Raw genomic sequence first — 26,167 nt, 5'->3', positions numbered from 1 at the left:
GGGAGAGGTGCTCCTGGTTCCGGGGAGGGCTTAGAAGTAGGTGTTGTCGGGCAGGTCGGCGCCGTTGATGATGTGGTCGCCGACCACCCGGGCCTTGATCCGCGTGGAGTTGTGCGAGGCGAGCGTGCGGATGTTGCGCCAGTGCCGGTCCAGGTTGGCGCCGGTGCGGGTGGCGGAAGCACCCCCGACCTCGAACAGCGCGGTCGCCGCCGCCAGGGCCAGGCGCTCGATCGAGATCTTGGCCTCGGCGACCCGGCGACCGGCCTGCTGGGCAACCGCTCCGTCCAGTTCACCGGCGTGCAGCCGGGCATCCACGTGATCGAGCAGGGAGGCCGCGTCGAGCACGATCGCCCGGGCCGCGTAGGCCTTGCTCGCGATGTCGCCCACCTGCTGCAGCAGAACCGGGTCATGCCGGGGCAGTTCGGTGGTGCCGTGGCTGATGCCCCGGCTTCGCCCGCGCAGCAGAGCCTGGGCGTCGTTGCTCACTGCTTCGAGGTTGCCGACCACCACTGCGGTCAGGAACAGCTGCAGGAACGAGCCGACGGCCAGGCGCGGCGCGGGCCCGGCCAGGACGACCTCGTCCGCGGTGGCCGGTGCGCGATCGAAGTGGGTGGTGCCGCTACCACTGGCACGCTGCCCGAATCCGTCCCAGTCGTCGACCACGGTGATGCCGGGCCGATCGAGCGGGATCAGGGCACTGGCCGGTACACCGTCCTCGGTCACACCCCACACCCAAACCTGATCCGCGTACAAGGTGCCGGTCGAGTAGAACTTGGTGCCGGTGATCGTCCACTGTTCGCCGTCGCGCACGAACTGTGTCGACAGCCCGGCGAAATCTCCGGCCGCCGCGCCGCTGGGCTCGGTGATCGCGTTGCCGATCACACTGCCGCCCGCGATCCGGTCCAGGGCGGCCGAGCGGGCCGGGCTGTCCGGGGTGAACCGCAGCCCTTCGATGTAGGCGAAGTGCGCACGCAGAGCCTGCGCCACGTTGGAGTCGGCCCGCGCAACGTCGATCAGCGCGGCGAACACCTCTCGCAGGGTGGCATCCGCTCCCCCGTGCTCACGCGGGACCCGCAGCTTCAGGAGCCCGGTCCGGCGGAGCTCGTCGAGGACCGCGTGAGGCCGCTCCGGCGCCTGTTCCCGCTGCGCCGCATCGGCCTCCAGCCCGCTCAGCACCTCCGCCAGGTCTTGCTGTCCCACCTCGGTCGGCTGAGTCACGCCACGTCCTTCCACGCCTTCATTTGCACGATGAAAATGACGCTAGCAGCATTTCCTACAAAATCAATAGACTTACTATCGAGCTTCCGCCCCAGGGCCCGGACGATCAGAGGACGGCATCGGGCACGATGGTGACCATGGGAACCCCGTCGGCCGACTCCGAGCTGGCCCGGATCCAGGAGTCGATCGCCTGGCTGATCCGGCTCGGCGAGTTCCACCGCTTCCACCGGGGCGAGACCGGCGGCGGTCCGATGCTCGACCGCACCGCCTTCCTGCTGCTGTCCCGTCTCGCCGACGGGCAGGCGCTGACCATGGGTGAGATCGCCGAGCAGTTCGACATGACGCCGTCGACCGCCACCCGCCGGGTCGCACCCCTGGCCGACGCCGGGCTGGTGCAGCGCGAGCGCCACCCCGAGCACCACCGCACGGTGATCATCTCGATCACCGACGCCGGCCGAGCCCGGGTGGCCGCGGTGCGCAAGGCTCGCGTGGAGACTCTCCGTCAGACCTTCCGCGACTGGCTACCCGAAGAGCTCAGCGTGCTCGCCGCCAACATCGACCGCCTCACCCGGACCCTGGCGGTCGAGCTCACCCACGACGACGACTTCGCCGACCGGCATCTGCGCGGCAGCTGAATTCACCAGCGCTCGTTCAGACCACCCCGATCCCGACAGCTTCTTGACGCCGTCCGGCAAAAGCAGCAGGCCCGGTCCGCAACGGACCGGGCCTGCCAGGCAACCAACTCAGCGAGCCGCCAAGGCCTCCTTGACCGCGGCGTCCACCCGCTCGTCCTCAAGCTTTTTCCGGCGCGCACGGTTTCGCCGCGAGACGACCACGATCCCGACGACCACCGCCAGCAGCACCACGATCAGCAGAATGAGCGTCCACGGCAGCGCCCAGGCACTCGCCGAGGCGGTCACCGGCGCGAGCGTCGTGCTGGAGCCGGCCGCATCGGTGATGATCGGCACCAGCGTCACTTTCGCGTTCAGCCGGCCGGAGGGCAGGACCTCCTCCACGGTGCCGCTGACCTTCCAGGTCTCCCCCGGCAGCAGCTGTCCCGGGATCGCCTGCGCCGGGCCGTCGGTCGCGAACCAGCCGAAGGGCCCGGTGATCTTGGTGTTGCCCTGACCGGACAGGATGGCGTTGCCGGTGTTGCGGATCGTGTAGCTGACCTCGGCGTCACCCTGGCCGGCCGGGTTGAGCGTGCCGCGGTAGCCGACATTCAGGTCCTCGATCGCGAACCCGGGCTTGAGGTCGCCGTCCACGCGCAGCTTGATCTGGATGCCCAGCCGGCGGTCGACGTTGATCGTCTCGGTGTCGTCGGCCTGGACCAGCGAGGTGATGATGCCGCCGGCGTGGTCGCCCGGCGTCGCGTTCTCGGGAATCGTCACCGAGAAGGGGATTCTGGCGGTTTTGCCGGGCTTGACCGTGATGCTCTCCTGGTCGGCCTGCACCCAGGCGCCCACCGCGATCGACTCGGCGTCCTTGGTCACCAGGTCCATCTGGCCGGCGTCGGTGGTGAAGCCGTCGGCCGCGTACACCCCGAGGGTGAGCGGGGTCTTGCCGCGGTTGGCCACCACCATCGCATCCTCGATCGTGGCGCCGGGCCGGATGTCGTAGCTGAAACTGGTTCGGGCCTCGCCCAGTTCGTTGGACGCGGTGCGCACCGTCCAGGTCACGTCGTCCGAGGCAGCAATCATGGACGCGGTGGGCACCGGGGCGGCCAGTGCCGGGTTCGCGCCGAACAGGGGTGCGCTCAGAGCAAGAGCGACTGCGGCAAGGGTTCTTACGGTTCTCACGACCGGGCTCATTCCTTGAGGAAAAGCGGTGGGGCAGCCGGGCAGCCGCCCCACCCAGGTGGGGATCAGCTACTGAGCGCGGTGATGGTCAGGGTGGCGCGGTAGCTACCCTGCGCGACCTCGCTCGGGATCTTCAGGTCGAGGTCGGCGGCCAGCTTGGCCTCGCCCTTCTCGTGGCCCTGGTCGGCCTGACCCAGGGTGCGCGAGACCGACAGGCCCTCGCCGCCGTTCAGGCCGGACTCGACCTTCTCACCGGCCTTGGCCCCGGCGCCGGCCTCGGCCACCTTCGGGGTCCAGCCCAGGAGCGAGCCGGAGAACTTCTTGTCGGCGTCCTTGAAGTCGCCCACCGAGGCCGAGATCGACCACGGTGCCTGCGAACTGCGGGAGTCCTTCACGGTGATCGGGTTGATCGCACCGTTGGCGCTGTAGTACTCGCCGTCCTTCTCCTCGGCAGTACCCAGGTCGACCAGGCCGTTCTTGCCGTCGATGGTCCAGCCGAACTCGCCCGGGGCGGCCTTCGGCACCCGGACCTGGATCTGCTGGCCCTCACCGTTGTACGGGTGCACGGTGACCTTGTCCACGCTCGAGCCCACGTTCGTCTCGCTGCGGATGTTCTCCACGACCAGCTCGTCCGCCTTCACCTTCACCTTGACGTAGGTGCGGGTGTTCTCCTGGTTCTGGACCGAGTTGTACCAGTAGCTGTCCGGGTTCAGCGGGTCGGCGCCGTTGCCCGCGCCGCTGGTGCCGCTGTTGTCGGGCTTGGTGATGCCGTAGTACTTCGAGCCCGAGGCCGAGTTGGCGGTCACGTAGAGCACGCCACCCGGGCCGGCGAAGACGTCGGCCGCGCCGGGCTTCTCGTCCGCGTCCGCCTTCTCGCCGTTCTTGATCAGGTAGCTGCGGGTGTACGCGTGGTCGTGGCCCTGCAGCACCAGGTCCACCCCGAGCTTGGAGAAGGTGGTCGGGAAGTCGACCCGGCGGACCTTGTTGTCGCTGTCCTTGGCGTGCGAGGCCGGCGAGTAGATCGAGTGGTGGTAGACCAGCACCGTGTACTTGGCCGCGTCACCGTGCTTCTCGATGACGTCGCTGACGTACTTCAGGTGCGCCTCGTCGCCGCCACCGCCGGAGGAGGTGGTGTAGCTGTTGCTGTTCAGGTTGATGAACAGCACGTCCTTGTAGATGTGCCAGTAGTCGCCGCCGGAGGTGTTCGAGGCGGGGTTGCCGTTGGCGTAGTACTGCCCGGACCGGTCGCCGTTGGGCACCGCCAGGTGCTGCTCGTAGGCCTTGCCGCCGACGTCGTGGTTGCCGATGGTCGCCGCCCACGGCACCTGACGCAGCTGGTCGGGGGCCAGGAAGGCGTCCCACTGGGTCTCGGTGTTGGCGGTCTCGACCTGGTCGCCACCGGAGACCAGGATCTCGGCGTCCGGGTTGTCCTTGGTGGCCACGTCCAGCGTGTCCTGCCAGCCCGCCTGGTCCTTGGCCACGTTGCCGGAGGCGCCGATCTGCGGGTCGCCCAGGAACAGGAAGTCGAAGTCACCCTCGAAGTCCTGGGTCTTGAAGGTGTAGGTCTTCGACCAGTTGCCCTCGGCGCCGACCCGGTAGGAGTAGCTGGTGTTCTCGGCCAGACCGGTGATCGTGGCGTTGCGGTTGAAGCCGCCGCTGGAGGCGATGTTGGCCCCGCCCACCGCAGAGAAACTCTTGGCCGAGGCCGGGAACTCGCCGTCCACGACCTGGGCGGCCGGGGCCACCTGCACGGCCTGGGTGGTGTCGCCCGAGGAGTACCAGGTCACCATCCGCTGGGACTCGTCGGCGCCGACGCCGAGGATGACGCCGGTCAGGGTGACCGCGTCGGCCGCCTGAGCGGGGGCGGCGAAGCCCCCGATCGAGACGGCGAGGCCGAGCGCGCCGGCTGCGATCGGCAGAGCCAGTCGCTTCGCTCGGCAAGCGTCGTTGTGAGACACGTGTGATTCATCCCTTTCAGGGTGAACAGTAATGATGCGGGCTCAATGTTCAGCCTCGCGGTGAACGAAAGGTGAACTCCTGCAGTGCTTCTACTGGATCATCGACTAAGTCCTGGCAGGAAATGCCATTTCGCGCCTTAGAGCACCCGTTCGACGAACCAGTAGAGACCGACGGCGGCCACCGCCGCCGACACCAGGCCACTGATCCATACCGCCGAGGTCGGGGCCCGGTGCCGCAGGACGGCAAGGACCGGGAACAGCACGGCCACGATGGCCAGCTGCACCGCCTCGATCCCGACGTTGAACACCAGCAGCGACCACAGCAGGGTCCAGGAGAACGCCTCGTCGATGCCCAGCGCACCGGCGAATCCCAGACCGTGCACCAGCCCGAAGACGAAAACCACGGCCAGCCGCGTCCATCCGGCCCGGTCGAGGCGGAACAGGCCGGCCTCCGGCGCGGCATCGAGCTCGGACGCGTGGCTGCCGCGGCGGATCAGCCGCCACAGGTACCAGGCCGCCACCGCGGCGATCGACAGCGCGATGATCGGCTCGACGATCTCGCCCGAGACGCTGACCAGCCCGAGCGCGGCCAGGATGAAGGTGACCGAGTGGGCCAGGGTGAACGAGGTGGCGACCAGCACCACCTCCCGCAGCCGGCGCGAGCCGACAATCAGGGCGAGCAGGAACAGCAGGTGGTCCGGACCTTCGTAGAGGTGCTCGGCGCCGAGCTTGAAGAACTCCCAGAACCGGTGGAAACCGCTCTGCGACAGATCGAAGGACGGTGTGGACGCGTCCAGGGCGGCGGAGCCGTGCAGCCCGCCGACCGCGTAGGTGACGATCGTCTTGGTGTCGCGGACGAATGTCTCGCTGTCCGGGAAGAGCTTGCTGGTGAGTACGTACTCGCCCGAGGTGCAGGTGTGGTCGAGGGTCAGGAAGGCGTAGGGGACGCCTTCGCGCTCGGCGATCGTGATGTCGCCGGCCCGTTCGGGCGTGCACCCGGCCACCGAGAAGCGCTCGGTGACGTACTCCAGGACGGTGCCGGAGTGCTGCTCCAGCGCCTGGGCCTGAGCATCGGCGTCGCCGCTCTCGAAGGCTGCGGTGCCGTCCTGGAACAGTTGGTCGTTGCGGCGGGTGTCGGCGGCGGAGACGACGAGCAGGTCGTACTCCAGGCCGATTTCCGTTCTTACCTGGTTTTTCTCGGGTGCGGTGGCATCGACGTAGACCACCGAGGTGAAACCGTGCGCCTGGGCGGGGGCCGCACCGAGAACGATCCCCGCGGCGACGACGCCACCGAGGACGACGGCACGGAGAGTGCGGCTGGACATGGGACTCCTTCTGTTGGCGCGAGCACGTTCCACCCTCCAGATGAATGAATAAAGTTGCCTGGGCCAACAGATGCGGAACAACCTAGCCCGAAACGGTCACAATCTGCCTTGAAGCCTTCAAGGGGGCTAAAAAGTACTCACGCAATCACCGAGGAGGAGCCCGTGCGCCCCCGTTCCCTGGTCGCTGTCCTCTTGGCGACCACGCTGATCACTGCGGCCTGCGGATCGGGCGACTGGTCGCAGCCCCGCCCGGCCCCGACCGCGATCGGCGCCCTGACCGCCGGTTTCACCGACCCGGCCGCACCACCTACCCCCGAGGCCACCTTCACCCCGGCGCCCGGGTCGTGGGACGCGGTGCATCCGCCGAAGGGGTATCGCGTCGTCCTACTCACCGCCGGTTCCGACTCCGCCACCCAGGCCCTGGTCACCGCCGTCGAGGAGTGGGCCGATCAGGAGGACGTGGATCTGCGCACGGTGGACGGCACCGGCGAGACCGATCTGGTGCCCCGCCTGACCGAGGCGATCGCGATGAACGGCGATCTGATCGTCAGCGCGGGCAACGCTCTGGTCGACGCCCTCACCCTGGTCAGCGCCAGCCACCTGGACCAGCAGTTCCTGGTCCTGGGCGCCGAAACCGGTGAGCCCACTGCCAATGTGACGGCGGTGGACTGGACCGGCGCCGCCTACCGGGGTTCTGAGCTACGGGCCGCCTCCCCCTTCGACCCGGCCACCTTCACCGCCGATCGGTGTGCGGACGCGGTACGCGCGGGAGTGGCCGCCGTGCTCCATCAGGTGACCGGGGGCGTCCTCTGGTTGTCGTGATCGGTTCTCACATCGCGGGGCGCGGAGGTCTGTGAAAAGCTCTTGGGCACCATCGAAAGCGACGGAGGCGCCCAGTGCAGGTTCAGGTCCAGACCGACAAGAACATCCGGACGGAGACCGACTGGATCGAGGACCAGCTCGTCGATTCACTGTCCCGTTTCGCCGACCAGCTGGTCCGGGTGGAGGTCCACCTCAGCGACCAGAACGGCGAGAAGTCCGGGACCGACGACATCAGATGCGGCTTGGACGCCCGGATCGCCGGGGTGAAGTCGGTCGTGGTGACGCACTCGGCCGGCAATGTGCACGACGCCTACCACGGGGCGGTGAGCAAGCTGTCCAAGTCGTTGGAGACCAGCACGGCCAAGCTCTCGTCCCGCCGTGGGCGCGAGTCGATCCGCACCGCGGGCGAGCCGCAGGAACTACCTGAGGATCTGCTCTCCTGAACCACCCAGGTCCCGGCATCGCCCTACGGTGATGCCGGGACCTTTTGGTTCCAGGCCCGAGGGCCAGCCGGTCCACGTGGCTGTCCGCCGGCAGATCACCCGCATCGAGACGCCTCTCGCGCCGTCGGCCGATCCAGGGCCTCGGTGATGGTGAACGCCTCGACCGCGAGTCCGCCCGGCTCCCCCGGCCGGTGCCTCAGCTCGCCTTGCGCAACGCCACCGACGGGAAGTCGATCGGCACGTCCAGCGCGATGTTGATGTAGTTCGTGAAGAGGTTCAGGGCCACCTGGGCGATCGTCTCCACGATCTGCTCGTCGGTCCAGCCGTGCTCACGCAGCGCCTCGACGTCGGCCGCTGAGACCTGGCCGCGGTCGTTCACCAGCTTCAGGGCGAAGGCGAGCAACGCTGCGGTCCGCGGCTCCTCGGACTGCCCGTCCTGGGCGGCGATGAGCGTCTCCCGGCTCAGGCCCGCTTTCTTACCCAGGGCGGTGTGCGCGGCCAGGCAGTACTCGCAAGAGTTGCGGTTGGCCACCGCCACAGCGATCTGCTCGCTGAGGGCCGGGCCGAGGGAACCGGTCGAGAAGGCCCCGAAGGCGCTCCACATGCTCTGCAGGGCGGCGGGCGAGTTGGCCACCGCCTTGAACATGGCCGGCACAGCGCCGAAGGCTGCGTTGATCTGCTCCAGCTGCTCCTGCACGGAACCGGTGGCAGAAGTGCGCTCGACGAGGGGGACGTTGGCCATGGGAACTCCTGAACCTTGTTCTTCGCACACCCGGCTGGATGAACGTGAGACCAGGTTCCCCCGAATCAGCGGACGATACGTATCAGAGAGTCTTCTCTTCATGACCGATCGTCCTAGACTCGGGTCGTGAGCTCCTTCGATCGCATCTCGCCGCTCCTGGAGATGTTCCGGGTCAGCACCAGCCTGTTCCACACCGGCCCGCTGTGCGGCGTCACCACCTTCGCGTCCCAGCCGGGCCGGGGCTTCCTGCACGTGCTGCGCCGGGGCGAGATGGCGGTGACTCATCAGGGCTCCGGCGGACGTCTGGAGCGCCTGCAGATCGATCGCCCGACCCTGTTGTTCTACCCGCGCCCGCTGGAGCACGCCTTCCACAACGCGCCCACCGAGGACTCAGACTTCGCCTGCGCCGCGCTCGACTTCGACGGCGGTCGGACGCACCCGATCGTGCGCGCCCTGCCGCCGGTGATCGTGCTCCCGCTGGCCGACGTGGCCGGCCTGGACCCGGCCCTGCAACTACTCTTCGAGGAGGTCGACCAGGTGCGCTGCGGTCAGCGCCTGGTGGCCGACCGGCTCTTCGAGGTGGTCCTGATCCAGCTGCTGCGCTGGATCCTGGATCACGTGAACGAACTGGGTGTGCCATCGGGCCTGTTCACCGGCCTGGCCGATGCCCGCCTGGCCCCGCTGCTGCTGGCGCTGCACGAATCCCCCGACCAGGAATGGGATCTCGAGACGATGGCCCGCGAGGCCCGGATGTCGCGCAGCGCATTCGCCGCCCACTTCAAGAAGGTGATCGGCCTGGCCCCCGGCGAGTACCTGACCCAATGGCGGCTCACTCTGGCCCAGCAGCAGTTGCGTTCCGGCGCCCCGGTCTCCTCCGTGGCCGCCCGCCTGGGATACGCCAACGCTTCATCGTTCTCCCGGGTCTTCACCCAGCATCTGGGCAGTTCGCCCCGGAACTGGGCGATCAGTCAGAGCAGTTGATGCCGATATGAACGAGCTTGTCCACCGGATCAGGCCTTCCGTCGCCACAGCCGCCAATGCCCTTCCAGCGAGGGTGATCCAGCGCGCCGGGCGGCTGACCGGTCAGATCCGACAGCTCGAGGTACCGCTCGCGGCGATCTTCACCGTTCATGCTCCGCAGCGTCTTTCGGGCCACCGCCACGGCCTGACCGATATCCGGGGCCGGAGTTGATCCCAGCTGCCGGGCCACCTCGGACATGAACAGGCAGGCGACAATGTCGTTCACTGCGCCCACCGGGGCCACTACGTGTGAGACGCCGGCGCTCAGGGCAGTGCCGACCGGGCCGATCACGTCTCCGGCCGCGGTCGCTCGCCCCTCGGCACCCTGGCATGCCGACAGCAGCAGCACATCGCACTGCGACACCGCCGCGAAGATGTCCGGCAGACGGAGCTTTTCCGATCCGCTCAGGGCCAGCCAGGACAGATGCGGCCAGTCCGGATCGACGTAGCCGTGACTGGCGATGTGGACGAGAGCGGGCCCTCGGGGATCCTGACCGCGTTCCAGCCAGTGCTCCTGATGGTTACGGATCTCAGCAACGGACGCTTGCGGCCCGGTCAGCAGGGTGGCTGCGGGTAGGTGCCGGGCGACCACCTCGCCTTCGATCCGGCTGGCCGGCAGTTCGTCGAGCGAGCCCGGCAGGAAATCGGGGGCTGCGATAGAAAGACTGCCGCGGGCCAGATCTGGCCTGGGCGCGGCAGCCAGGGCCGGGATCAGGCCGGCGGCGGGAAGCAGGCTCACGTTGCGCTCGTCGTCCAGGCGTCCAGCTCCGAACGGCAGGGTGTGCCAGGGCAGGGTGGACAGTGCTCCGTGCGGCACGATCAGCACGTTGCGGCACGGCTCGATGTCCCGGGCGACCGGGCTCAGAAGCAGCTCGGACAGCTCCGCCGGGGCGGCCGGCCTTCGAACGCTACCGTGCAGCCTGCGCACCTGGGCCGACGCTGCTGGGGTCCTGACCGCGCGACCGGCCGGGCCGATCGCCAGGATGATCAAGTGAGCGCCGTTCAGGTAGTACTCCAGAAGAACGGTGTCGGCAGGCAAGGCGTTGGCGACGCTGTCGGTGAAGTGCTGGGCCGCTTCCTTCTCGCCGGACCAGGCGTGCCGGCCTGAAGTGGTTGCGATCGAGGCCCGTAGCTCCTGCTCGGCCTCGATGAACCGGCCGGACAGCTCGGGCGAGGGATCATCCTGCAGCCCCGTCGATTCCAGCTCGGCCCGGGCCAGATGCTCCAGAGCGGTTGACCAGCGGGCCTCGGCAAGTTGCCGCCCCCGAAGAACACGCTGCCGCTGAGGCCGGGCGAAAACTGCTGCCCCTCCGCGAGCTTCGTCGGCCGTTGTCAAGGCAGCCGCGAAGGCTCTGGCCGCTTCGTCGGAACTGACATCCGGGTGCTGTCCTTCGTTCCAGGCCTCCCACAATGCACCGTGGGCCCGCACGACGGCTGCATGCACCCGTCCGGCCGCAGCGTCCTGCCCGGCCGCAACCCGCAACGAATCCAGACCCAGCCGAGCCACCCAGGCCCGGTAATCGTCCATACCTTGGTTGGCCTGTTCGATCGCTGCCACCGTATCGCCCATAGCCAACAGAATCTCGGCCCGCAATGTCGGGCCGGACCAGGGCCAGCCGCGGGAATCGTCGTCCGGTAGCTGGTTCAGGGTTCGCAGGGCGGCATCCGGCTCGCCGGCCAGCAGCAGGAGTTCCGCGCCCAGCTGGAAATCTGAGGCCGCCACCCGTTCGGCCGCAGCGACTGCGCCCGCCTGGTCGCCCCGCAGCGCGTGCACGGCTGCGACCGTCACCTCGTCCTGAGCTTCCTGCGCCTGAGCCAGTGCTTCGTCCAGCAGGTGCTCGAACTCCAGTTGCGGGATCCGGGCGCCGGTGTCGCGCACGTCCCGGGCCGCGATCCAGTCCAGGGCCGCCTGCATCCGCTGAATCCGGCCGGTGGTCTCGGTCCGGAACTGGGTCAGGGCGGCCGCGAGTTCAGGCCAGTTCGAGTGCGGGACGGCTGCGCACAGCGCTTCGGCGACCTCGATCGTCCGTTCCAGCAGCGGGGCCGACTGCAGCAAATGGGCGCGCTCGACGGCGTGGTTGGCCAGGACGACGCACCGGGCCCACAGCAGCGGCTCACGGGCGGCGGCCTGGTGTACCGATCGGATCGCCTGCACGGCCGTCACCGCCGACAGCAGCGGATGGGCGGCCGAGAGTAGGGTGGCGCGGACGCTGAGGGCGTCGAACAGTTCGGTACCGGCCTCGATCCTCTGGGCCCGGCTCATCGCCTCGGTACACAGGTCGATACCCGCGAGGACGTCCCCGGCCTGCGCAACTTGCTGGGCCGCGGCCAGAAGCAGCCGGCAGATCCCGCGCACCAGGCTCCGGCTGCCGATCCGATGAGCCCACTCCTCGGGCGCTTCCTCCCGGGCGGCAAGGGTGGTGCGGGTGCGGCGGTGGGCCTGCACTACCTGCGTAAGTCCCTCGTGGCCAGACCATTTAGCCAGAACTGCCGCCTCGTCCAGATGAGCGGAAGAACCGCCGGGAGCGTTGGCGAGGCGCAGCAACACCGCGGCCGTACCGGCGGCCAGACCGGGCTGGCGGTACTCGGCCAGCGAACGTTCCCAGTGTTCACAGGCGGTATCCGGCGTGGCGGCCAGATCTCCCAGAACGCGATGGGCGTGGCCGCGGGCGGCATGATCGTCGGGGACCGCGCACAGCACCCGTTCCAGAATCTGAACGGCCTCGAGCTCCTGGCCGCTGCGGTGAAGCATTTCCGCGTACAGGGTCCAGCCGTATGGCGCTGTCACCGGGTGCGTTTCCAGATGCGGGATGATCTCGGTACGCCAGCCGTGGATCAGCCCCGGCTGGGGAGTTCCGAGGCGAGAAGACGCCAGCATGGGAACGACCCGATGCGTAAGGGCATGCACGAGGCGCCACTGCGGATCCGCCACCGGACGTTCAAGACCTCTGTCGGCCAGATGTTTTCCGTCTCCGGACAGCCAGGCGCCGAAGATCTGCTGCCCTTCGCCCATAGGGATCTCGGTGACCGGTTCGGCGCCGTAGGGAAGGGCATTCGTGTCCAGGAACCCTGCGGCCAGGGCGAACCCCCGGCCCAGCGTCAGGTCGTCCTCGGTGTACACGGTGAAATCGGACAGCCGGTGCAGCGCCCGGCGGGGGCAGGTGGCGGCCAGGGCGGTGGCCGCCTCGATCAGGATCCGGTCGTTACCGGCGACGTCAGGAGCGGGCCGGGGATCCACTCGATGCTGTTCGAGCAGCAGCAGATCGATCAGCAGCGCGGCCACCCCGGGTTGCCGTGAGGTCATGGACGCAACCACCTTTCAGGGCCGGTGGAGCCAGGCCTGGACGTCGAGGTGCTTGCCCTCGTCCACGACCCGGATCGGGGTGAAGGAGGCCGGACGCGGGTGGCGACCGGCCTGCTTGACGACGTCCTCGTACAGTTCGGCGGAAACGGTCAGGACGAAGTCGGCACCCGAGTCCCTGATCGCCTCCCGAGCCTGGGCGCAGTCACACAGCCGGGCGGCCAGAACCGCCGCCTGCCCACGGACGCCGGTGACTCCAGCAGCGGTGTGCCCCCGGGCCATACCGATTCTGATCTGGAAGCTTTCGCCTTCACCGAGCTCGGCGTGCACTTGATCCAGGGCAGCGACCAGGGCGCGGTAGAAGGTCGGTATCGCCACGGATTCGTCGGCGCCGGCCGGCAGAACCAGCTGCAGGCCGTCCCCCGCGTCCTGAGTGAAGACATTGCCGAGCGCCAGCGGTTTCAAGGCCTCTTCGGCCACCCACAACAGCCGCTTCTGCACAGCATCCTGCCCCGACGTGCGGTGCCGGCTGTAACCGACCACGTCCAGAGTGATGACGACCCTGGTAGCGCCCTCGCGCTGCTCGCCCGAGATCGGCTCGCAGAACGTCACCGGATCCCCCGCCTGGGTCAGGACCGTACGCCGGGCAACACCTTTGGTCAGGACCGCCTCCCCTTCCAGCCGCCCGCCCACCTCGGTCTCTTCGCCCGGAGCCTCCACCACGGCCTGCCTGACGTAGTCGCTCCAGCCCTCCTTTTCGTGAGGCCGGAACATCCACCCGAACTCATGGGTCAGCAGACCGAAATGATCGGCACCGTCCGACGCCGGCCATTCACCTTCGTTCAGCGAGACAACCCGGGCCCGAGCATTGTTCAGGATCACCTGCAGCCCGGCCCGCGCATAGGTCCAGGGCTTCTCCGGCGCCGAGAGCCTGCAGGCGAGGATCAGCCCGACGTACTGGACACCCTGGTCGTCCACCCTTCGCTGCAGCGCCGGCGGCAGTTCCGATGGCGGCAACCGGTAGAGCAACGGACGCGGGTAGGTGATGCTCGTGCTCGGTACCTGCGCCCGGCCCCGGTCACCGTCGCCCTGGTGTCCGGGACCGGTCAGCTCGCGGTGGGCGAGAATGTCATCCGTCTCGAACATGATTCCCCCGTGGTCCGTTCCGGCTAATTGGTGTCCGTGGGTGCGGGTGAGTCGTTCTGCGACGTCTGACTCTGCAGGGCTTCTTCCTTTTCCTGAACCGCATTCTCGCGGTCCGTCACATCCTGGATCCGGCCGTTGAGCTCCTCCTGCCTCTCGTCCAGTGTTTCCTGCCGCTGATCCAGTCCTTCTTTCTGCGTCTGGGCATCCCTCTCGCGCTGGGCCAACTCGGCCTTCTGCTGATCCAGTTCCTGCTGCAACGTCACCTGTGCCGGATCGGGCCCGGTCGGCTGCGCGACATCACCGGTGAACGTCTGATAGAGGACGATCACGGCCAGCAGCGCGATCGCCCAGAGCAGGAGGCTGGCCAGCAGGCCGGAGACTGCGCCCTGAAAGGGCACCAGATACCGGGGAAGATTCCTTCTGCGATTGCTGCTCCCCTGGAGTCCCGAACGGTCGGAAGACTGATCGCTGGTGAAGATTGCGTGCTCACGAAACCACCGGCGTCCCAGAGCGCGCTCGAGGTCCTGGTCCAGAGACCTGATGTCGTCATCGTTCAGCAGACTGCGCTCAGGATCCCGGATTCCGGTGTCGTCGATCGCCCGGACCAGCGCTGCCGGGGTGGCCGGGCGGGCCAGCCAGGCCATCACCGGCCCCCGGGAGTGTGCGTCGGACAATCTCGGTACCAGCAGCCGGTTGGCCACTGCGGTCAGTTGGCGCGGGGCCTGCCGTCCGTGCTGTTCCCAGGCCTTCTCGACGTACTCCCCGGAGTAGTCCATCAGCGTGGCCAAGGCATCCCCGGGCGGCGCTGTCTCCACCTTGCGAGCGAGCCGGTCGTCTGGACCGGCCAGGGCCGGACGACGGGTGTCAGTTGCTGGCATGCGATCCTCGGATCTGGTCGGGACGAAAGAGGGCGGGGCCGCATAGGCGTCCCGAGGTTCGGCCGCGGCGGTCACCGGCGTGTCCTCGTCCTGGGTGGGATTCTGGTAGGGACTCGGGCCGGCGCTGTTCGGCGGTTCCTGATACGGAGGCTCGTCCGCGCTCGGGTGCGATTGCAGGAGCTCGTCCAGCACTCTTTCCGCCGTCCACAGGGCGGTCTTCCCAGGGGTCGGAACCATGTTTTCCTGGAGAGTCTTCGACAGCCGGTCGGGCCCGTACCGGTCCATCGCCAGGACCAGCTTCGGCGCGATCCTGGACCAGATGGGTTCACTGGACCCGGGCGGCTGCCCGGCCCGCTCCAGCTTCAGCCGTCTGCCAGGCAGCTGAGCGAAGGCGCCCGGGGCGTTCGGGTCGGGCGGGCCCAGAAAGATCACCCTCGGCAGGCCGGTGTTGCTGCGATCGGTCCGCTGGTCCTCGTACGACGAGAAGGAGTAGGCCCAGCCGGGTTTGTCGGCCGGGAGCGCGGACAGGATCGGGAAGACGACCCAGAGGACATCGGCCATGAGCCGGGCCTGCCAGTTCCCGGGCTGACCGACCAGTTCGTGCTCGGGCGGCGCGGCGATCCACAGGCGCTCGGAGGTTTCGTCCAGGAGCATGGTGATGAGCGGACGGCGCCAGGACGCCGGGTATCCCAGGGCATCCCCTTCTCGGGAAATGATGTTCCTGGCGTATTGATGAGACAGTTGTACTTGCTCAGGGGTCACCGGTGGCAGGGCAGAGCCTTCGTGCCGAGAATCTGTTGCGCCGATGATGCTGGTTCCGCCGGCCAAGAGGCCCAGAGCCATCAGGAGGCCGGTACCGCCGCCCTCGTTCAGGACCCGGCCAGTGACCAGAGCCCGGGCTGACATCTCGGCCCGGTCCCCCTCACCGGGCCGTTCGTTGTACTGCCGGTAGATCACCGCCCGGCGGACCGGTGTCACCTGTAGCACCACGCTGGAGGCCTGGCGGGAGAGCCGCTGCCCCTGAGGAGTTTCGGCCACGCTGACCAGCGATTTGCGGATGGCGTCGTATTCCTGCTCATCGTTGAGGGACGCGGCGACAGCGTTGAACCCGTGAGTCCTTCGCCACTGGAACTCGATCTGGTGGGCGGCCACCTCGATACCGTGCTGAGCCATCAGATCCCGATCTCTTGGGCCGGGGCGGAGGTGATCACGCCGGTCATCGCCAGCGTGGCCAGGAGCGGGCCGAGGACCCGGCGGGGATTCACGCCCCGCACGAACTGGTTCCCGACGGTGTCGCCGCCGGTGGCCGAGGCCACGTGCAGGGTGGATCTCGGCATCACCTGGTAGGGGCGGTTCCAGGCCTGGGCGCCGCGGCTGTGCAGGTAGGCGTACACGTCCCGGCTCTCCTGGAGCACGGCCCGGGGGTCCAGGCCGACCGGGCGGCGCAGCCACAGGTCGATCGGGAAGTCGAACTGCAGCAGGTCCGCCTTGTTCAGGACGACGGCGCTGGCCATCCGGTCCAGCTGGTGCGCGGGCAGGACGTTCAGGACGGTGGCGATGGCCCGGTCGCCGAACATCCCGAGGAGTTTGGGGTCGGCGACGAAGATCAGGGCGTCGGCCCCGAACAGGAAGCGCCGGGTGTCCTCGGCCGAGACCAGGTCCTCCCCGGAGACGTCGAAGAGCGCGACCACCCGGGCGGGCCGGTTCGTCTCCTGGGCGATGAAGGCGTCGGTGAACTCGACGATGCTGCGCTCGGTCCGGGGCAGCGGGACCCGCTCGCCGAACAGTTTCCGGATGGCGGAGTCCTTGACCTTGTTGTGCCGGGAGCCGTCCACCCACTGCACCTTCAGGCCGGCCAGGCCCTGGGCCTCGATCGCCTGGATCATCGCGCTGATCAGATGGGTCTTGCCGCTGGCGGTCTCGCCGACGAAGCCGATGATCACCGGCGGGCCGTGCTGGCCGTACTTGAACGGCAGCTGCTGGCGGCACTGCTCGTGCGGACAGTAGATGATCGCGTTCACCGTGCCGTGGGCCCAGGCCTGCGCCGAGGTCTCGTGCGCGGGTGGGACCGGTACCCAGCTCTCCTGGGCCGGGTCGTAGCGGAACGGCTGCTGGGTCGCCCAGTCGATCGGGTTGAGGCAGTGGTAGCACAGGATCGGCTCGGCGCCGGAGTGGTTTTCGGTCATCACTGGCTCCTGTCGTGCTCGAGGCGCCCGCGTCGCCGGAAGAAGCCACGCCCACCCGAAGGACTGGCCCGGTGCGGCTCAGCCGCAGCGGCGCCGACCGCAGCCGGGTGCTTGCGCAGTCGCTCTCGCTCGAAATCGGCCATGCCCTCGCCCATGTCGTTGTTCGGCGGAGGACCCAGCGGTTCGGGGACGCGAAACCGCTCGAGCAAGTCACGAGGAGTCGGCCGTTGCCGTGGATCGGGGTGGAAGGCGTTCTCGAGTGCCTGGTCCAGGTCCGGCCGGCGCGCCAGTTCCGGGTTGGAGGCACGACGGCCGGTCAGGGCCAGGAAGAGCAGTTCGGCGACGGCGCGGGCGTCGTCCCGGTCGAGGATCCATCCGGCCGGGGCATCCGGGTTGACGTTGGGGGGCAGCGAGATCAGGCCGGCCGGGCGGGGGCGCGGGGTGTCGATCAGGCCGCTGGCGAAGAAGTGCTCCATCTGGACGGTGCGGGTGGTGGAGTCCCAGCGCACGCTGTGGGCCGTGAGTGCCCGGTGCGACAACCCGGCCGCCGTCATCCAGCGGTAGGCCCCGAGTAGGGCTGCGGTGAAATGGCTTTCTTCTTCGCGCAGGAGATTGCCGGCGGCTTCGGCCACCGGAACTCCCCGACGGGCAGCCAGCAGGACGAACGGGAGGCTGTCCGGGCGCTCGCGTCCGACCAGACGGCTCAGCGAGCGCGGGCCGGGGACCGGGTGCCCGCGTCGCAGCAGCCGGATCCCGGCCAGCAGTTCGGCGTCGAGCTGGGCGTAGGCCTGGGCGCGCACGGCCGGGTCGGCGTGCTTCTCCGAGACGACGGTGAGGCGGTGCAGGTCGATGAGGTCGCCGTCGACGTGGACCCGGACGATCTCGGCGTCGACCCCGGCGGGCAGATGGCCAGGGTCGGGGTCCGGATGCCGGTGCACGACCTCGGCCGTGATGTCGGCGCCGCCCGGGCCTCGGTACTCCAGTTTCTCCTCGCTGTGTTTCACGCTTGCCCCCAGAGCTTCACGACGAACTCGGGGCGGACCGGGATCAGCCGCAGGGCACCCGCGCGCAGGTTCCCCTCGGACCAGGTGACGCCCGGGGGCAGCTGGTCGGCTGCCTTGCGGAAGGCCGAGGGGGCGAACCGGGCCACCTGCATCCGCTCCGGAGCCAGGTCGAGGACCGCGAGGTCAGCTGGGGCGGTGAGCTGCCACATGTCACCGTCGGCCGGGGCTGCGGTGGTCCGGGAGAGGTAGTCGCCGACATCCGGTTCCGGTGGCGCGGGCACCGGGTCGGTGGTGACCGCGAAGTCCAGTGGGCCCAGCGGGTCGTGGCTGCTGAGCCGCTCCTGCCACTGGGACAGCTTCTCGTGCAGGGCTTCGCGGGCCAGACGCTGGTGCTCGATCGGGGGGAGGCTGGTCAGCTCGGCCCAGCGTCGGCTCAGCAGCCGTCGTTGCACGTCCAGGAACTGGTGGTGGATCACCTGCTGGGTGAAAGCGGCCTGCCCGGGCTCGCTCTGGACGTGATTCGGCGGCGGTGCCGGCTGGTCGGCGATCGCGTTCAGGAGGCCGTCGAGGGTGGCTCGCCCACACCGCAGGGCATCGCCGGCCTCGTCCCGGGCCGGGGTGCGCGACCACTCCCCCACCATCCCGGCGATCAGGCCCTTGAGCCCGTCCACCGCGCCCGGCCCGCGCTCTTCCGGCACCTCTTCCTGCCAGATCGCGGCCCGCTGCTGCCAGGAGAGCAGGACGACGAGCGGGATCAGCAGCGCCCCGGCCAGCAGCCCGGCCAGGCCGAGCATCACCTGCTGGCCGGAGTCCAGACGGCCGGCGAGCAGATTGGCCAGGCCTATGCCGGCGGCCAGACCCAGTACCGCGGCCCCGTCGGCCACGGCGATCCCGGCCACCCGGTCCCAGAGGGCGATGCCGGGGGTGCTCCAGGCCACCGCGGCAGCGGCGATCCAGAGCACGAGCACGGCCAGGGCGGGCAGGAGCCACACGGTGCCGCCGATCGCGGCCAGAGCCATGGCGGCCAGCCCGCCCAGTGGCAGCCACCACTGCGGCGTGGGAAAGGCCGGTGGCCGGACCAGCCGGTCGATCAGGGCCGGCGGGCACAGCCGGGCCATCCGGTTCTGGTACTCCTTCGGGGTCGGTGGCCGCAGCTTCGACTCCAGCAGCGAGAGTTGTTCCTGCGCATCGGCCAGGGAGCAGCCGTCGGCCAGCAGCCCGTCGACCAGCGCACCGACGCTGCGCCCGAGCGCGGTCCGGCCGGCGACGCTCGGCGGTGGGGGACGCAGCCCGGTGCGCCCGGCCGCGGCCTGCTGCTCGGCCGGTCCCACCACCCTGGTCAGATGGCCGGTCAGGGCCTGCAGTTCGGCCAGTCGTTCACCGGCCTCGGCCACCTGCTCACCGGCGGCCCTCACCAGTCCCGGCCCGCTGATCGGCAGGGACATTCCCCGGACCAGGGCCATGGCCTCGATGGCCTGCTCACCGGCGGAGCGGGCGGCTGCCTCGGTCTCGGCCAGGGCTGCGCCGCGGACTGCCAGGCGCGGCCAGTCCGGGGTGCTCGCGGTGTCCGGGCCCAGCACAGCGGCCAGGAAGTCGCGGGCATGGGGCCGATCGCTCTGGGCGTACGAACCGGGCCGGCTGACCGTTTCGAGGACGGTGGCCAGCGCCGAGAGGCCCAGCGCCGGGTCCGCGTCACCCCCGGCCAGTTGCAGCCCGGGACTGGCCACCCCGCCCCGCACGTCACGCGACAGGGCCGCCACCCGGTCGTAGATCGCCTCGACCGACAGCAGGTCGATCAGCTGACCGAGGCCCGCCCGCCCGTCCTGATCGGGACGGGTGAGCGCGGCGGACGAGGCGAGCGGCCGCCAGCGCACTCCGGCCGGGTCACCGACCCACAGCACCGCCGCCGAGCCGTCCCCGGCCCCGATCGTGGCCGGCACCTTGAACCGCGACTCCGTCGGGTCGTCCGGGTCCCCATGGGGGCCGACCGCCACGCACAGCAGGGTCGCGATCCGTTGCGAGCCGCGCAGTTCCTGGTAGGTCTCGTGATGAGCGAACAGCGCGGCGGCACTGTCCAGGACCACCATCCGGGCCAGATCACCGCCGGCCCGGTCGGCCAGGATCTCCCGGGCCCGGGCCGTGGCCGCCTCGGCCGAGGTGCCCTGAAGGTCCAGGACCACCACCCGGCCGGGAACCGCTTCCAGTGTCTCCAGCGGCATGCTCACCACTTCAGGCTCCCGTCCTGCTCGGGCCGCGGGCCCGCCTCGTCGCGGTCGGCGAAGGAGTCCTCCAGATGCCGCAGGGTGTCCCGGACCGGGGAGGCGACGCCCCGGAACGGCGTGTCCAGAGCGGCTTTGAGCGTGTTCTGCCAGAAGCTCAGGGCGCTGTCGGCCATCCCCCGGCTGCCGGCCGGCAGCTTCTCGCGCTGCTCGGTGATCAGGTCCGGCTGCGAGAGCGAGACGTCCCGGAAGGTCAGGTACAGGTCGCTGGGCTTGTCCGGCCGGGCCGAGATGCCGTTGGGCAACTCGTTCATCAGCTGGTCGCAGAAGCGGCTGCGGACCGCGTCGTCGTCCAGGGTCCACACCTCGTAGGCCCGCAGCAGGCTGGCCCAGGAGGAGGCCCGGTCCAGCGGCTTGAGCGGCAGGATCATCGTCGTGCCGCCGTCCATCTCGATGCTGACCTCCTCGGGCGATCGCGGATCACCGCTGGTGCGCACCCGCCCGTTCCACATCGCGTTGAGGATCCGGTGCAGGATCATCACCCGGTGCTTCTCCCGGGTGGCGAGGTAGGAGAAGTCGAACCCGGTGCGCTGGCGCCACTTCAGGAAGTCGCGGGGCTGCTCCCGGTGCTGGGCTCCGGCCCAGGTACGCAGGACCTCCCGTACTTCACGGACCTCGGTGACCCCCATCGCGGTGCGGAACAACACCACCGAGATGGTCTCGGCCGAGGTGCGCCGGAACTCGGGCTGGACCTTGGCCCCCTCCGGCAGGAACACCTGACCGCGCAGGTACTGCTCGATCTGCTCGTTCTTGGCCGCGGCCGGGTAGGAGATCAGCACCTTCACCGGCCGCCCGGCCGGGCCCTGCGGGTTGAAGGCGCCGGGCACCAGACCGGCCAGCTTGGCCTGGAAGTCGGCGATGTCCTCCTCCGGCAGCGACTGCCCGCCCGGGGCGACCCCGGCCGCGGCCGCCAAGCGCTCGCTGATCGGCGCCAGCAGCGGCTGCCGGCCCCGTGGGCGGGCCCGGAAGAACTTCTTGACCTCGGCCTTCACCCGCCCGCGCAGTTGCAGGACGATCTGCTCGGCGCTCTGGTCGCGGGTCTTGTCGTAGGCCTGGCGCCAGCCCTCGGCGCCGATCAGCTGGGTGATCAGCTCGGCCTCGCGGGCGGCCGGGCGCAGCAGACCGTCGTCCACCCGGGTGTCGATCATGTTCTGCCGGACCCGGACGTAGAAGCGCTCCAGATCGCCGTTGGGCGGCAGCAGGTACGAGACCCCGACCCGGGTGCGGGCCAGGCTCTCGGCCCGGGCCTGGAAGCGCTGCTCGTCGGCCTGGGCCTGGCGCCACAGCTCGTCGGTGATGCCCTTGAGCGGGGTGGCGGCGGTGGACCAGGTGATCGACCACTGCGGCCGGAACTCCTTCCAGATGGCGCTCCAGATGGTGCGCGTGCGCCAGGCGAACCACTGGTCCTGGGCCTCGCGCGCGGCCACCGGCTCCTCGTCGTCCCACTTCACGCGGCTCAGGAACCGGTCGTGCAGAGGCGGGATCGGCGGTGGTGTCTCCATCAGGTCCGCGCGCGGCGGCTCGGCCACCCGCAGCGTCATCATCCCCTCGGCGCCCCGCTTGTCCATCTCCGCCGCCAGCCGGGGATGACCGGCCGCCACCCGCTGCACCCGGAACACGTCGAGCTCGCCCAGCAGTTCGGTGATGGCCCGGCGAGGCTCGAAATCGCCGACCATCCGGGGTATCTCCCGATGCAGCCGCAGTCGCAGCTCGGCCAGCTCGTCCTGCATCTCCCGGGCCCGGTCGGTCAGCGCCGCGGTGATGTCCTTGGCTCCCGAGACCGGTTGCTGCTCATGCACGCCCCGCACCGGCCGGGTCAGGATCTCCCCGATCCCGGACGAGCCGAACAACCGCTCGATCGGCTGACGGTTCTGCTCGACCCGGCCCGGCAACGGCGCCGAGAGCTCGATCACCGCATGCCGCAGCAGCCGGCCGGCCACCAAGTCGGCCAGCTCGTCCTCGGGCACCGTCATCGAGGCCACCAGCGCCGTGGAGACCCCGCAGCCGCCGATCCCGTTCGAGGAGTCGATCTCCCGGTCCACCCCGCCGTTGATGAAACTCGCCGAGAACGTCTGGAAATCGTCACCCACCCGGGCGTTGTGGCCGGACTTCTTCTCGTCCAGTTCCGAGCCCACCAGGGAGAGCATCAGCGAGACCATCGAGCGGTGCAGGTCCTCCTTCTGCGCCCCGACCGGCAACGAGAACAGGAAGGCGGTCTGGACGGTGGACGGTTCCAGCCGCACCTCGCCCTCCTTCGGGTAGCGCACGGCCACGTCGTCCGGATCGACGATCCCCGGCCCGTCCAGGTTCTCGCCGCGCAGGTTGCGCTGGGCGTCCCCACCGTTCTGCTCGTCGATCAACCGGAACAGATCCAGCAACGAACGTCCGGCGTTCAGTTGCGCCGGACGGCCTCCGCCCAGCCCCTCGGTGAACGCCGACGGCATCAGAACCAACGGATAGATCTGGGCTTTCAGGCCGGTGTCGTTGAAGACCTTGCCGATCAGGTGCAGGTAGTCGTAGAAGATCCCGGCCCCGGTCCCTCCGGCCACCGAGAACGCAACGAAGACGTCCACCGTCCCGTTCCACCGGCCGCCCAGGTGGTCCAGGTCCTCGATGCTGTTGCTCAGGTTGCCGATCGCCCGGCTCAGATCACCGATCGCCGGGCCCACACCGTCCTGAAAGGTCTCGAACAGCGCCGCCCGCCCGACCGTCGGCAACTGACCGGCCCCGCGCTTCAGCGGCGAGACCTTGGGCTCACCGGGCTCGGGCGGCAGCCAGGAGTTCACGGTCGCCCCCGAGGACAACCGCAGATTGCTGGCCACCCGGGGGTAGGTCTCCACGGTGGGCACCAGGTTGCGGACGAAATGCGCGGTCCGGTGCACCGCGGGCAGATGCTCGGGCCCCAGGCCACTGCGCAGGGGCAACTGGTCCAGGTCGCCCTGGTTCACGTCCGCGTAGACGAACTGGACGCAGGAGGGCAGCTGGTAGGGCAGCAGCGAACTCTGCTTCCACTGCTCGGCGAACGCGGCGCCGTCCGGGCCGCAGATCTCCTCGCGCAGGCGACGTTCCAGCTCGACACCGACGTGACCGCCGGTACCACCCAACCCGACGAAAAGGACCGGCTGATAGAGGCTCATGGTCATGCGTGATCGTCTCCGCTCGATCGGTGCTGCCAGGAAAAGGGTTTGACTGGCCTAGGCATACGGGTCGTCGCTGTCGTGCGTGGCCGCGGTCGACCGGCCTGAAGACGTTTTCGGCCGGCTGCCGTACGGATCGTCGCCTCCGTACGGGTCACTCCCGTAAGAACTTCCGCTGTACGGGTCACTCCCGCCGGGGTTTCCGCCGTACGGGTCGCCGCCGAAGGGGTCGCCGCCGTAAGGTTCAGAACTATGGACGCTGGACGCACCGGTGTAGGAATCGGAACCGAAGGGGTCGGTGTCCTTCTCGGTCCGCCCTCCCCGCCCAGAACCGCTCGGGCCCTGAGAATCGGAGCTGCCATAGGGGTCTGCGGCTGCGCCGTAAACGTCATCGCCGCCCGGGTAGCCGTCGTAGATGTCCGCCGACCCCCGATCGGGAGTGACCGGCTCGGGCTTGTTCTTTCGCGGCTTCTTGGCCGGGACCCGCCGGCGGTCGTCCTGAACCCCGATGCTCAGCTCCGGGGATTCGGGCAGCGTCTCGAACTTCCCGTTCTGCAGGTTGATCTGCTCGCCCTGAGGCGTCCTCAGCCGCACCACGTTCCGCGCGGCCCGGCGCAGGCGGTAGATCTCCGCATCGCCCGGGCTCGGGAACGACAGCCGCCGGGACAGGTCTTCCGGCGCCCGGATCACGAAGCTGAACTGGTCGGACCATCCCGTGCGAGCCTTGAGGCTGAACTGCGAGCCGTCCTCGGTCTTCAGGAGTACCGTGAGCTTACGGACGTCCAGCCGCCGCCGGCGGGCCTGCCGGGCGACGAGCAGCGCCAGCCCAGCCAGCACCACGAGCAGGAACAGCGCGATCAGCAGCGTGCGGTTCTTCTCGATCCAACTGGGCTCGTCCCGCACCTCGACCGACAGCAGGGTGTTGCCGTAGACCTGCTGACCGGCGGCATCGACCAGGTTGACGCTGAGAGCTGCTTCACCGTTACTACTTTCCGGGAGCACGCTCAGCTCCACGTCACGTTCGCTGTCTCCCGACGGCAACGAGAACGCACCACCGGGGTTCACCCCGGCCTGAAGCGTCCCGGTCGGGTCCTCGGCCTGGATCTGCACGTCCCGCGTCTCGCCCGGATTGTTCACCTTGAGCGTGCCCGCGATGGTCTCACCGGCCCAGGTCTGATCGGGCGTGTCGAACTCGAACCGCACCTGCGGACGAATGACGTCGGCAGCGACGATCAACTCCAGCGGGACGTCGGTGTTGTAGACGCCGGCCCCGGTGACCGAGCCCCGCAGGCCGAGCGCGCCCTCCTGGTCGGGTGCGGTCATCGTGCCGGTGTACTCACCGTCGGAACCCTTGGGGTCCGAGCCCTTCCCGTTGTCACTCATCGGCACATCTGTCTCAGCGCCACCGGCAGCCTGCGCCTTCACCCCGACCGACATCCCGGTCAGCAGGTCCGCGTCGGTGATCCGGCCCTTGCGGGTAAGCAGGGACATGGACACCGTGAACTCCTCGCCCGGCTTGGGCGAGGGCGGATCGGTGACCAAGAACGTCCGCAGCGCGCCCTGCCAGACCACGGTGGCCCCGATCTGCTGCCTCTCAATCCCTTTCGGCGCCTCCAGGCGTACCGTCCACTCGCCGGGATCGGGATTGACGATGCTGAGCGTGTCGGTCCTGGTGTTGTCACCGCTGCGCTCGTACGTCGATTCCCCCTGCTGCCCGCTGGAAGTCACCTCGCCACCGCCCGGCTTCAGGTAGGTGACCTTGATCGCGGGATCGCCCTTGGCGACGATGATCGAGCCGTTGGTGGCCAGCGGGGAGATCGAGACCTTGAGGTCCTCGGTGCCGTTCGGGTCGATCTTCCCGGTGTCCGGATCCTCGACGAAGGAGCAGGTGGCCCCGGCGGCCGCCTTCACCAGCGTCCACTGCACGTCGGCCGAGGAGCGCACCACCCGGGCCTGCGGCTTCGCCTGGCACCGGACGTCCCCCTGAGCACCGCCCGCGGCCAGGGCCTGCAGAGCCGGTTCGTCGATCTCCGCACCGAAACCCAGCGGCCAGACCTGGATCCCCTGGTCCTTGGCCGTGGCCAGGTGCTTGTCCAGCTGCACCTGGGCGGCCGCGTTCCGGTCCTGCGCGGCGCCGTAGTTCGGGCTGTTGCGTACGTCCAGGCGCCCGTCGGTCAGGAAGAACACCGCCTTGATCGCACCCTTCGGCGAATCCTGCTGCAGGACATCGATCGCCTGACCCACCGCGGCGGCGTGATCGGTGTCGTTCCCCTCCTCAGCAGTGCGCCGGGCGATCGTGTCCGAGCAGTCGGCCAGCGACTGCCGGGCGGCGGAGTCCCGCAGGATCGTCGGCGGGCAGAAGGTGGTGGTGGCGCTCTGCCCGCCGTTGTTGCTGCCGAAACCCACTACGGTGACCCGGCTTCGCGCGCTGAGCCCGCTCTGCGCGATCGCCGAGACGGCTTCGCTCTCCCGGGCCACGTCCTCGTCGGAGAGACTGCCGGACTGGTCCACCAGGACCACGGCATCCATCACCGCTGGTTCGATCTCCTCCGCCGCCTCCGCCGCGAGCCGGGCCGGCCCCGGGCCGGCCGTGGCCACCCCCGCGAGCGGCAAGGCAACCAGGACCGCGACAACGCTCGGTATCAGTAAGCGGCGACCGGCAATGAAGCGCTTCTTCATGATTTCTGGCCTACTTCCCCGAACCGGATCAGAGACTGGAAACAGGTATCGGCGGCACCGGCCGTGATCACGAAAAGCGCAGGCTCAGGCAGTCGCGGCGCGATCCGTACGACGGTTCCGAGGTCGACCATAAGGTGCCGCGGTCCAATACGCCGCAGAATTCCTCAATTGATGCCAAGGACCCGGACTTACCCCGGGGATAACACCCAGCCGCCCAACACCGGGCGACC

17 protein-coding genes are annotated in these 26,167 nt (G+C 69.2%); 4 read left to right on the top strand and 13 right to left on the bottom strand.

The genetic code is table 11. The features are described 5' to 3' along the window. Positions 1-30: 30 nt before the first annotated feature. On the bottom strand, positions 31-1,218 hold the full coding sequence (locus LR394_RS14235; protein WP_231441908.1) for an acyl-CoA dehydrogenase family protein: 1,188 nt from the start codon (positions 1,216-1,218) through the stop codon (positions 31-33). Positions 1,219-1,355: 137 nt separating this feature from the next. Between LR394_RS14235 and LR394_RS14230 the strand changes: the two genes are divergently transcribed. Continuing rightward, a complete protein-coding gene (locus LR394_RS14230) occupies positions 1,356-1,853 on the top strand; it encodes a MarR family winged helix-turn-helix transcriptional regulator (RefSeq protein ID WP_231441906.1) in 498 nt (165 codons plus the stop codon). 108 nt (positions 1,854-1,961) lie between these two features. Here the strand turns inward: LR394_RS14230 and LR394_RS14225 are convergent, their stop codons facing one another. The 3 genes from LR394_RS14225 to LR394_RS14215 all read right to left on the bottom strand — a co-directional run bounded on the left by LR394_RS14225 (position 1,962) and on the right by LR394_RS14215 (position 6,300). Further along, positions 1,962-3,017, bottom strand: coding sequence for a WxL protein peptidoglycan domain-containing protein (locus tag LR394_RS14225; protein WP_231441904.1), 1,056 nt, complete (start codon positions 3,015-3,017; stop codon positions 1,962-1,964). Between the two features lie 65 nt (positions 3,018-3,082). Further along, positions 3,083-4,975 carry a purple acid phosphatase family protein gene (locus LR394_RS14220; protein WP_231441902.1) on the bottom strand — a complete coding sequence of 631 codons (1,893 nt, stop codon included), beginning with the start codon at positions 4,973-4,975 and terminating at the stop codon, positions 3,083-3,085. A gap of 137 nt (positions 4,976-5,112) precedes the next feature. Continuing rightward, a complete protein-coding gene (locus LR394_RS14215) occupies positions 5,113-6,300 on the bottom strand; it encodes a HupE/UreJ family protein (RefSeq protein ID WP_231441900.1) in 1,188 nt (395 codons plus the stop codon). A 162-nt stretch (positions 6,301-6,462) separates the two neighbouring features. Between LR394_RS14215 and LR394_RS14210 the strand changes: the two genes are divergently transcribed. Both LR394_RS14210 and LR394_RS14205 read left to right on the top strand, forming a co-directional pair. Next, a complete protein-coding gene (locus tag LR394_RS14210) occupies positions 6,463-7,122 on the top strand; it encodes a type 1 periplasmic-binding domain-containing protein (RefSeq protein ID WP_231441898.1) in 660 nt (219 codons plus the stop codon). A gap of 74 nt (positions 7,123-7,196) precedes the next feature. Further along, positions 7,197-7,565: an HPF/RaiA family ribosome-associated protein gene (locus tag LR394_RS14205; RefSeq protein ID WP_231441896.1), complete on the top strand. Its 369-nt coding sequence runs from the start codon at positions 7,197-7,199 to the stop codon at positions 7,563-7,565. A gap of 196 nt (positions 7,566-7,761) precedes the next feature. On the opposite strand, the gene LR394_RS14200 is transcribed toward LR394_RS14205, so the two are convergent. Next, complete coding sequence (locus LR394_RS14200) at positions 7,762-8,307, bottom strand: carboxymuconolactone decarboxylase family protein (RefSeq protein ID WP_231441894.1); 546 nt, start codon at positions 8,305-8,307, stop codon at positions 7,762-7,764. Positions 8,308-8,433: 126 nt separating this feature from the next. Between LR394_RS14200 and LR394_RS42940 the strand changes: the two genes are divergently transcribed. Continuing rightward, the gene (locus LR394_RS42940) at positions 8,434-9,288 is read left to right on the top strand and encodes an AraC family transcriptional regulator (protein WP_231441892.1); all 855 of its coding nucleotides are present in this window, start codon (positions 8,434-8,436) and stop codon (positions 9,286-9,288) included. Here LR394_RS42940 and LR394_RS14190 read toward each other — a convergent pair. Genes LR394_RS14190 through LR394_RS14155 form a run of 8 tightly spaced genes read right to left on the bottom strand, consistent with a single transcriptional unit; the run spans position 9,272 to position 25,937 of the window. Then, positions 9,272-12,631, bottom strand: a complete 3,360-nt coding sequence (locus LR394_RS14190; protein WP_231441890.1) for a CHAT domain-containing protein — start codon at positions 12,629-12,631, stop codon at positions 9,272-9,274. The two genes, LR394_RS42940 and LR394_RS14190, sit on opposite strands and share 17 nt — an antisense overlap. Before the next feature lie 15 nt (positions 12,632-12,646). Beyond that, positions 12,647-13,774 carry a nucleotidyl cyclase domain-containing protein gene (locus tag LR394_RS14185; RefSeq protein WP_231441888.1) on the bottom strand — a complete coding sequence of 376 codons (1,128 nt, stop codon included), beginning with the start codon at positions 13,772-13,774 and terminating at the stop codon, positions 12,647-12,649. 23 nt (positions 13,775-13,797) lie between these two features. Further along, positions 13,798-15,825: a hypothetical protein gene (locus LR394_RS14180; RefSeq protein ID WP_231441886.1), complete on the bottom strand. Its 2,028-nt coding sequence runs from the start codon at positions 15,823-15,825 to the stop codon at positions 13,798-13,800. Further along, the gene (locus LR394_RS14175; protein ID WP_231441884.1) at positions 15,825-16,838 is read right to left on the bottom strand and encodes a TRAFAC clade GTPase domain-containing protein; all 1,014 of its coding nucleotides are present in this window, start codon (positions 16,836-16,838) and stop codon (positions 15,825-15,827) included. Before LR394_RS14175 ends, LR394_RS14180 begins: the two co-directional genes overlap by 1 nt. Then, positions 16,838-17,842, bottom strand: coding sequence for a hypothetical protein (locus tag LR394_RS14170; protein WP_231441882.1), 1,005 nt, complete (start codon positions 17,840-17,842; stop codon positions 16,838-16,840). Before LR394_RS14170 ends, LR394_RS14175 begins: the two co-directional genes overlap by 1 nt. Beyond that, complete coding sequence (locus LR394_RS14165) at positions 17,839-20,067, bottom strand: PX domain-containing protein (RefSeq protein ID WP_231441880.1); 2,229 nt, start codon at positions 20,065-20,067, stop codon at positions 17,839-17,841. Before LR394_RS14165 ends, LR394_RS14170 begins: the two co-directional genes overlap by 4 nt. Continuing rightward, a complete protein-coding gene (locus LR394_RS14160; RefSeq protein ID WP_231441878.1) occupies positions 20,064-23,264 on the bottom strand; it encodes a tubulin-like doman-containing protein in 3,201 nt (1,066 codons plus the stop codon). The genes LR394_RS14165 and LR394_RS14160 overlap by 4 nt, the downstream gene beginning before the upstream one ends. A gap of 51 nt (positions 23,265-23,315) precedes the next feature. Then, entirely contained in the window at positions 23,316-25,937 is a 2,622-nt protein-coding gene (locus LR394_RS14155; RefSeq protein WP_231441876.1) for a vWA domain-containing protein, read from the bottom strand. Positions 25,938-26,167: the final 230 nt, after the last annotated feature.

It is taken from the genome of Kineosporia babensis (genome assembly GCF_021129305.1).
GTDB lineage: Bacteria > Actinomycetota > Actinomycetes > Actinomycetales > Kineosporiaceae > Kineosporia > Kineosporia babensis.
This window is presented reverse-complemented; position numbering and strand designations above follow the sequence as displayed.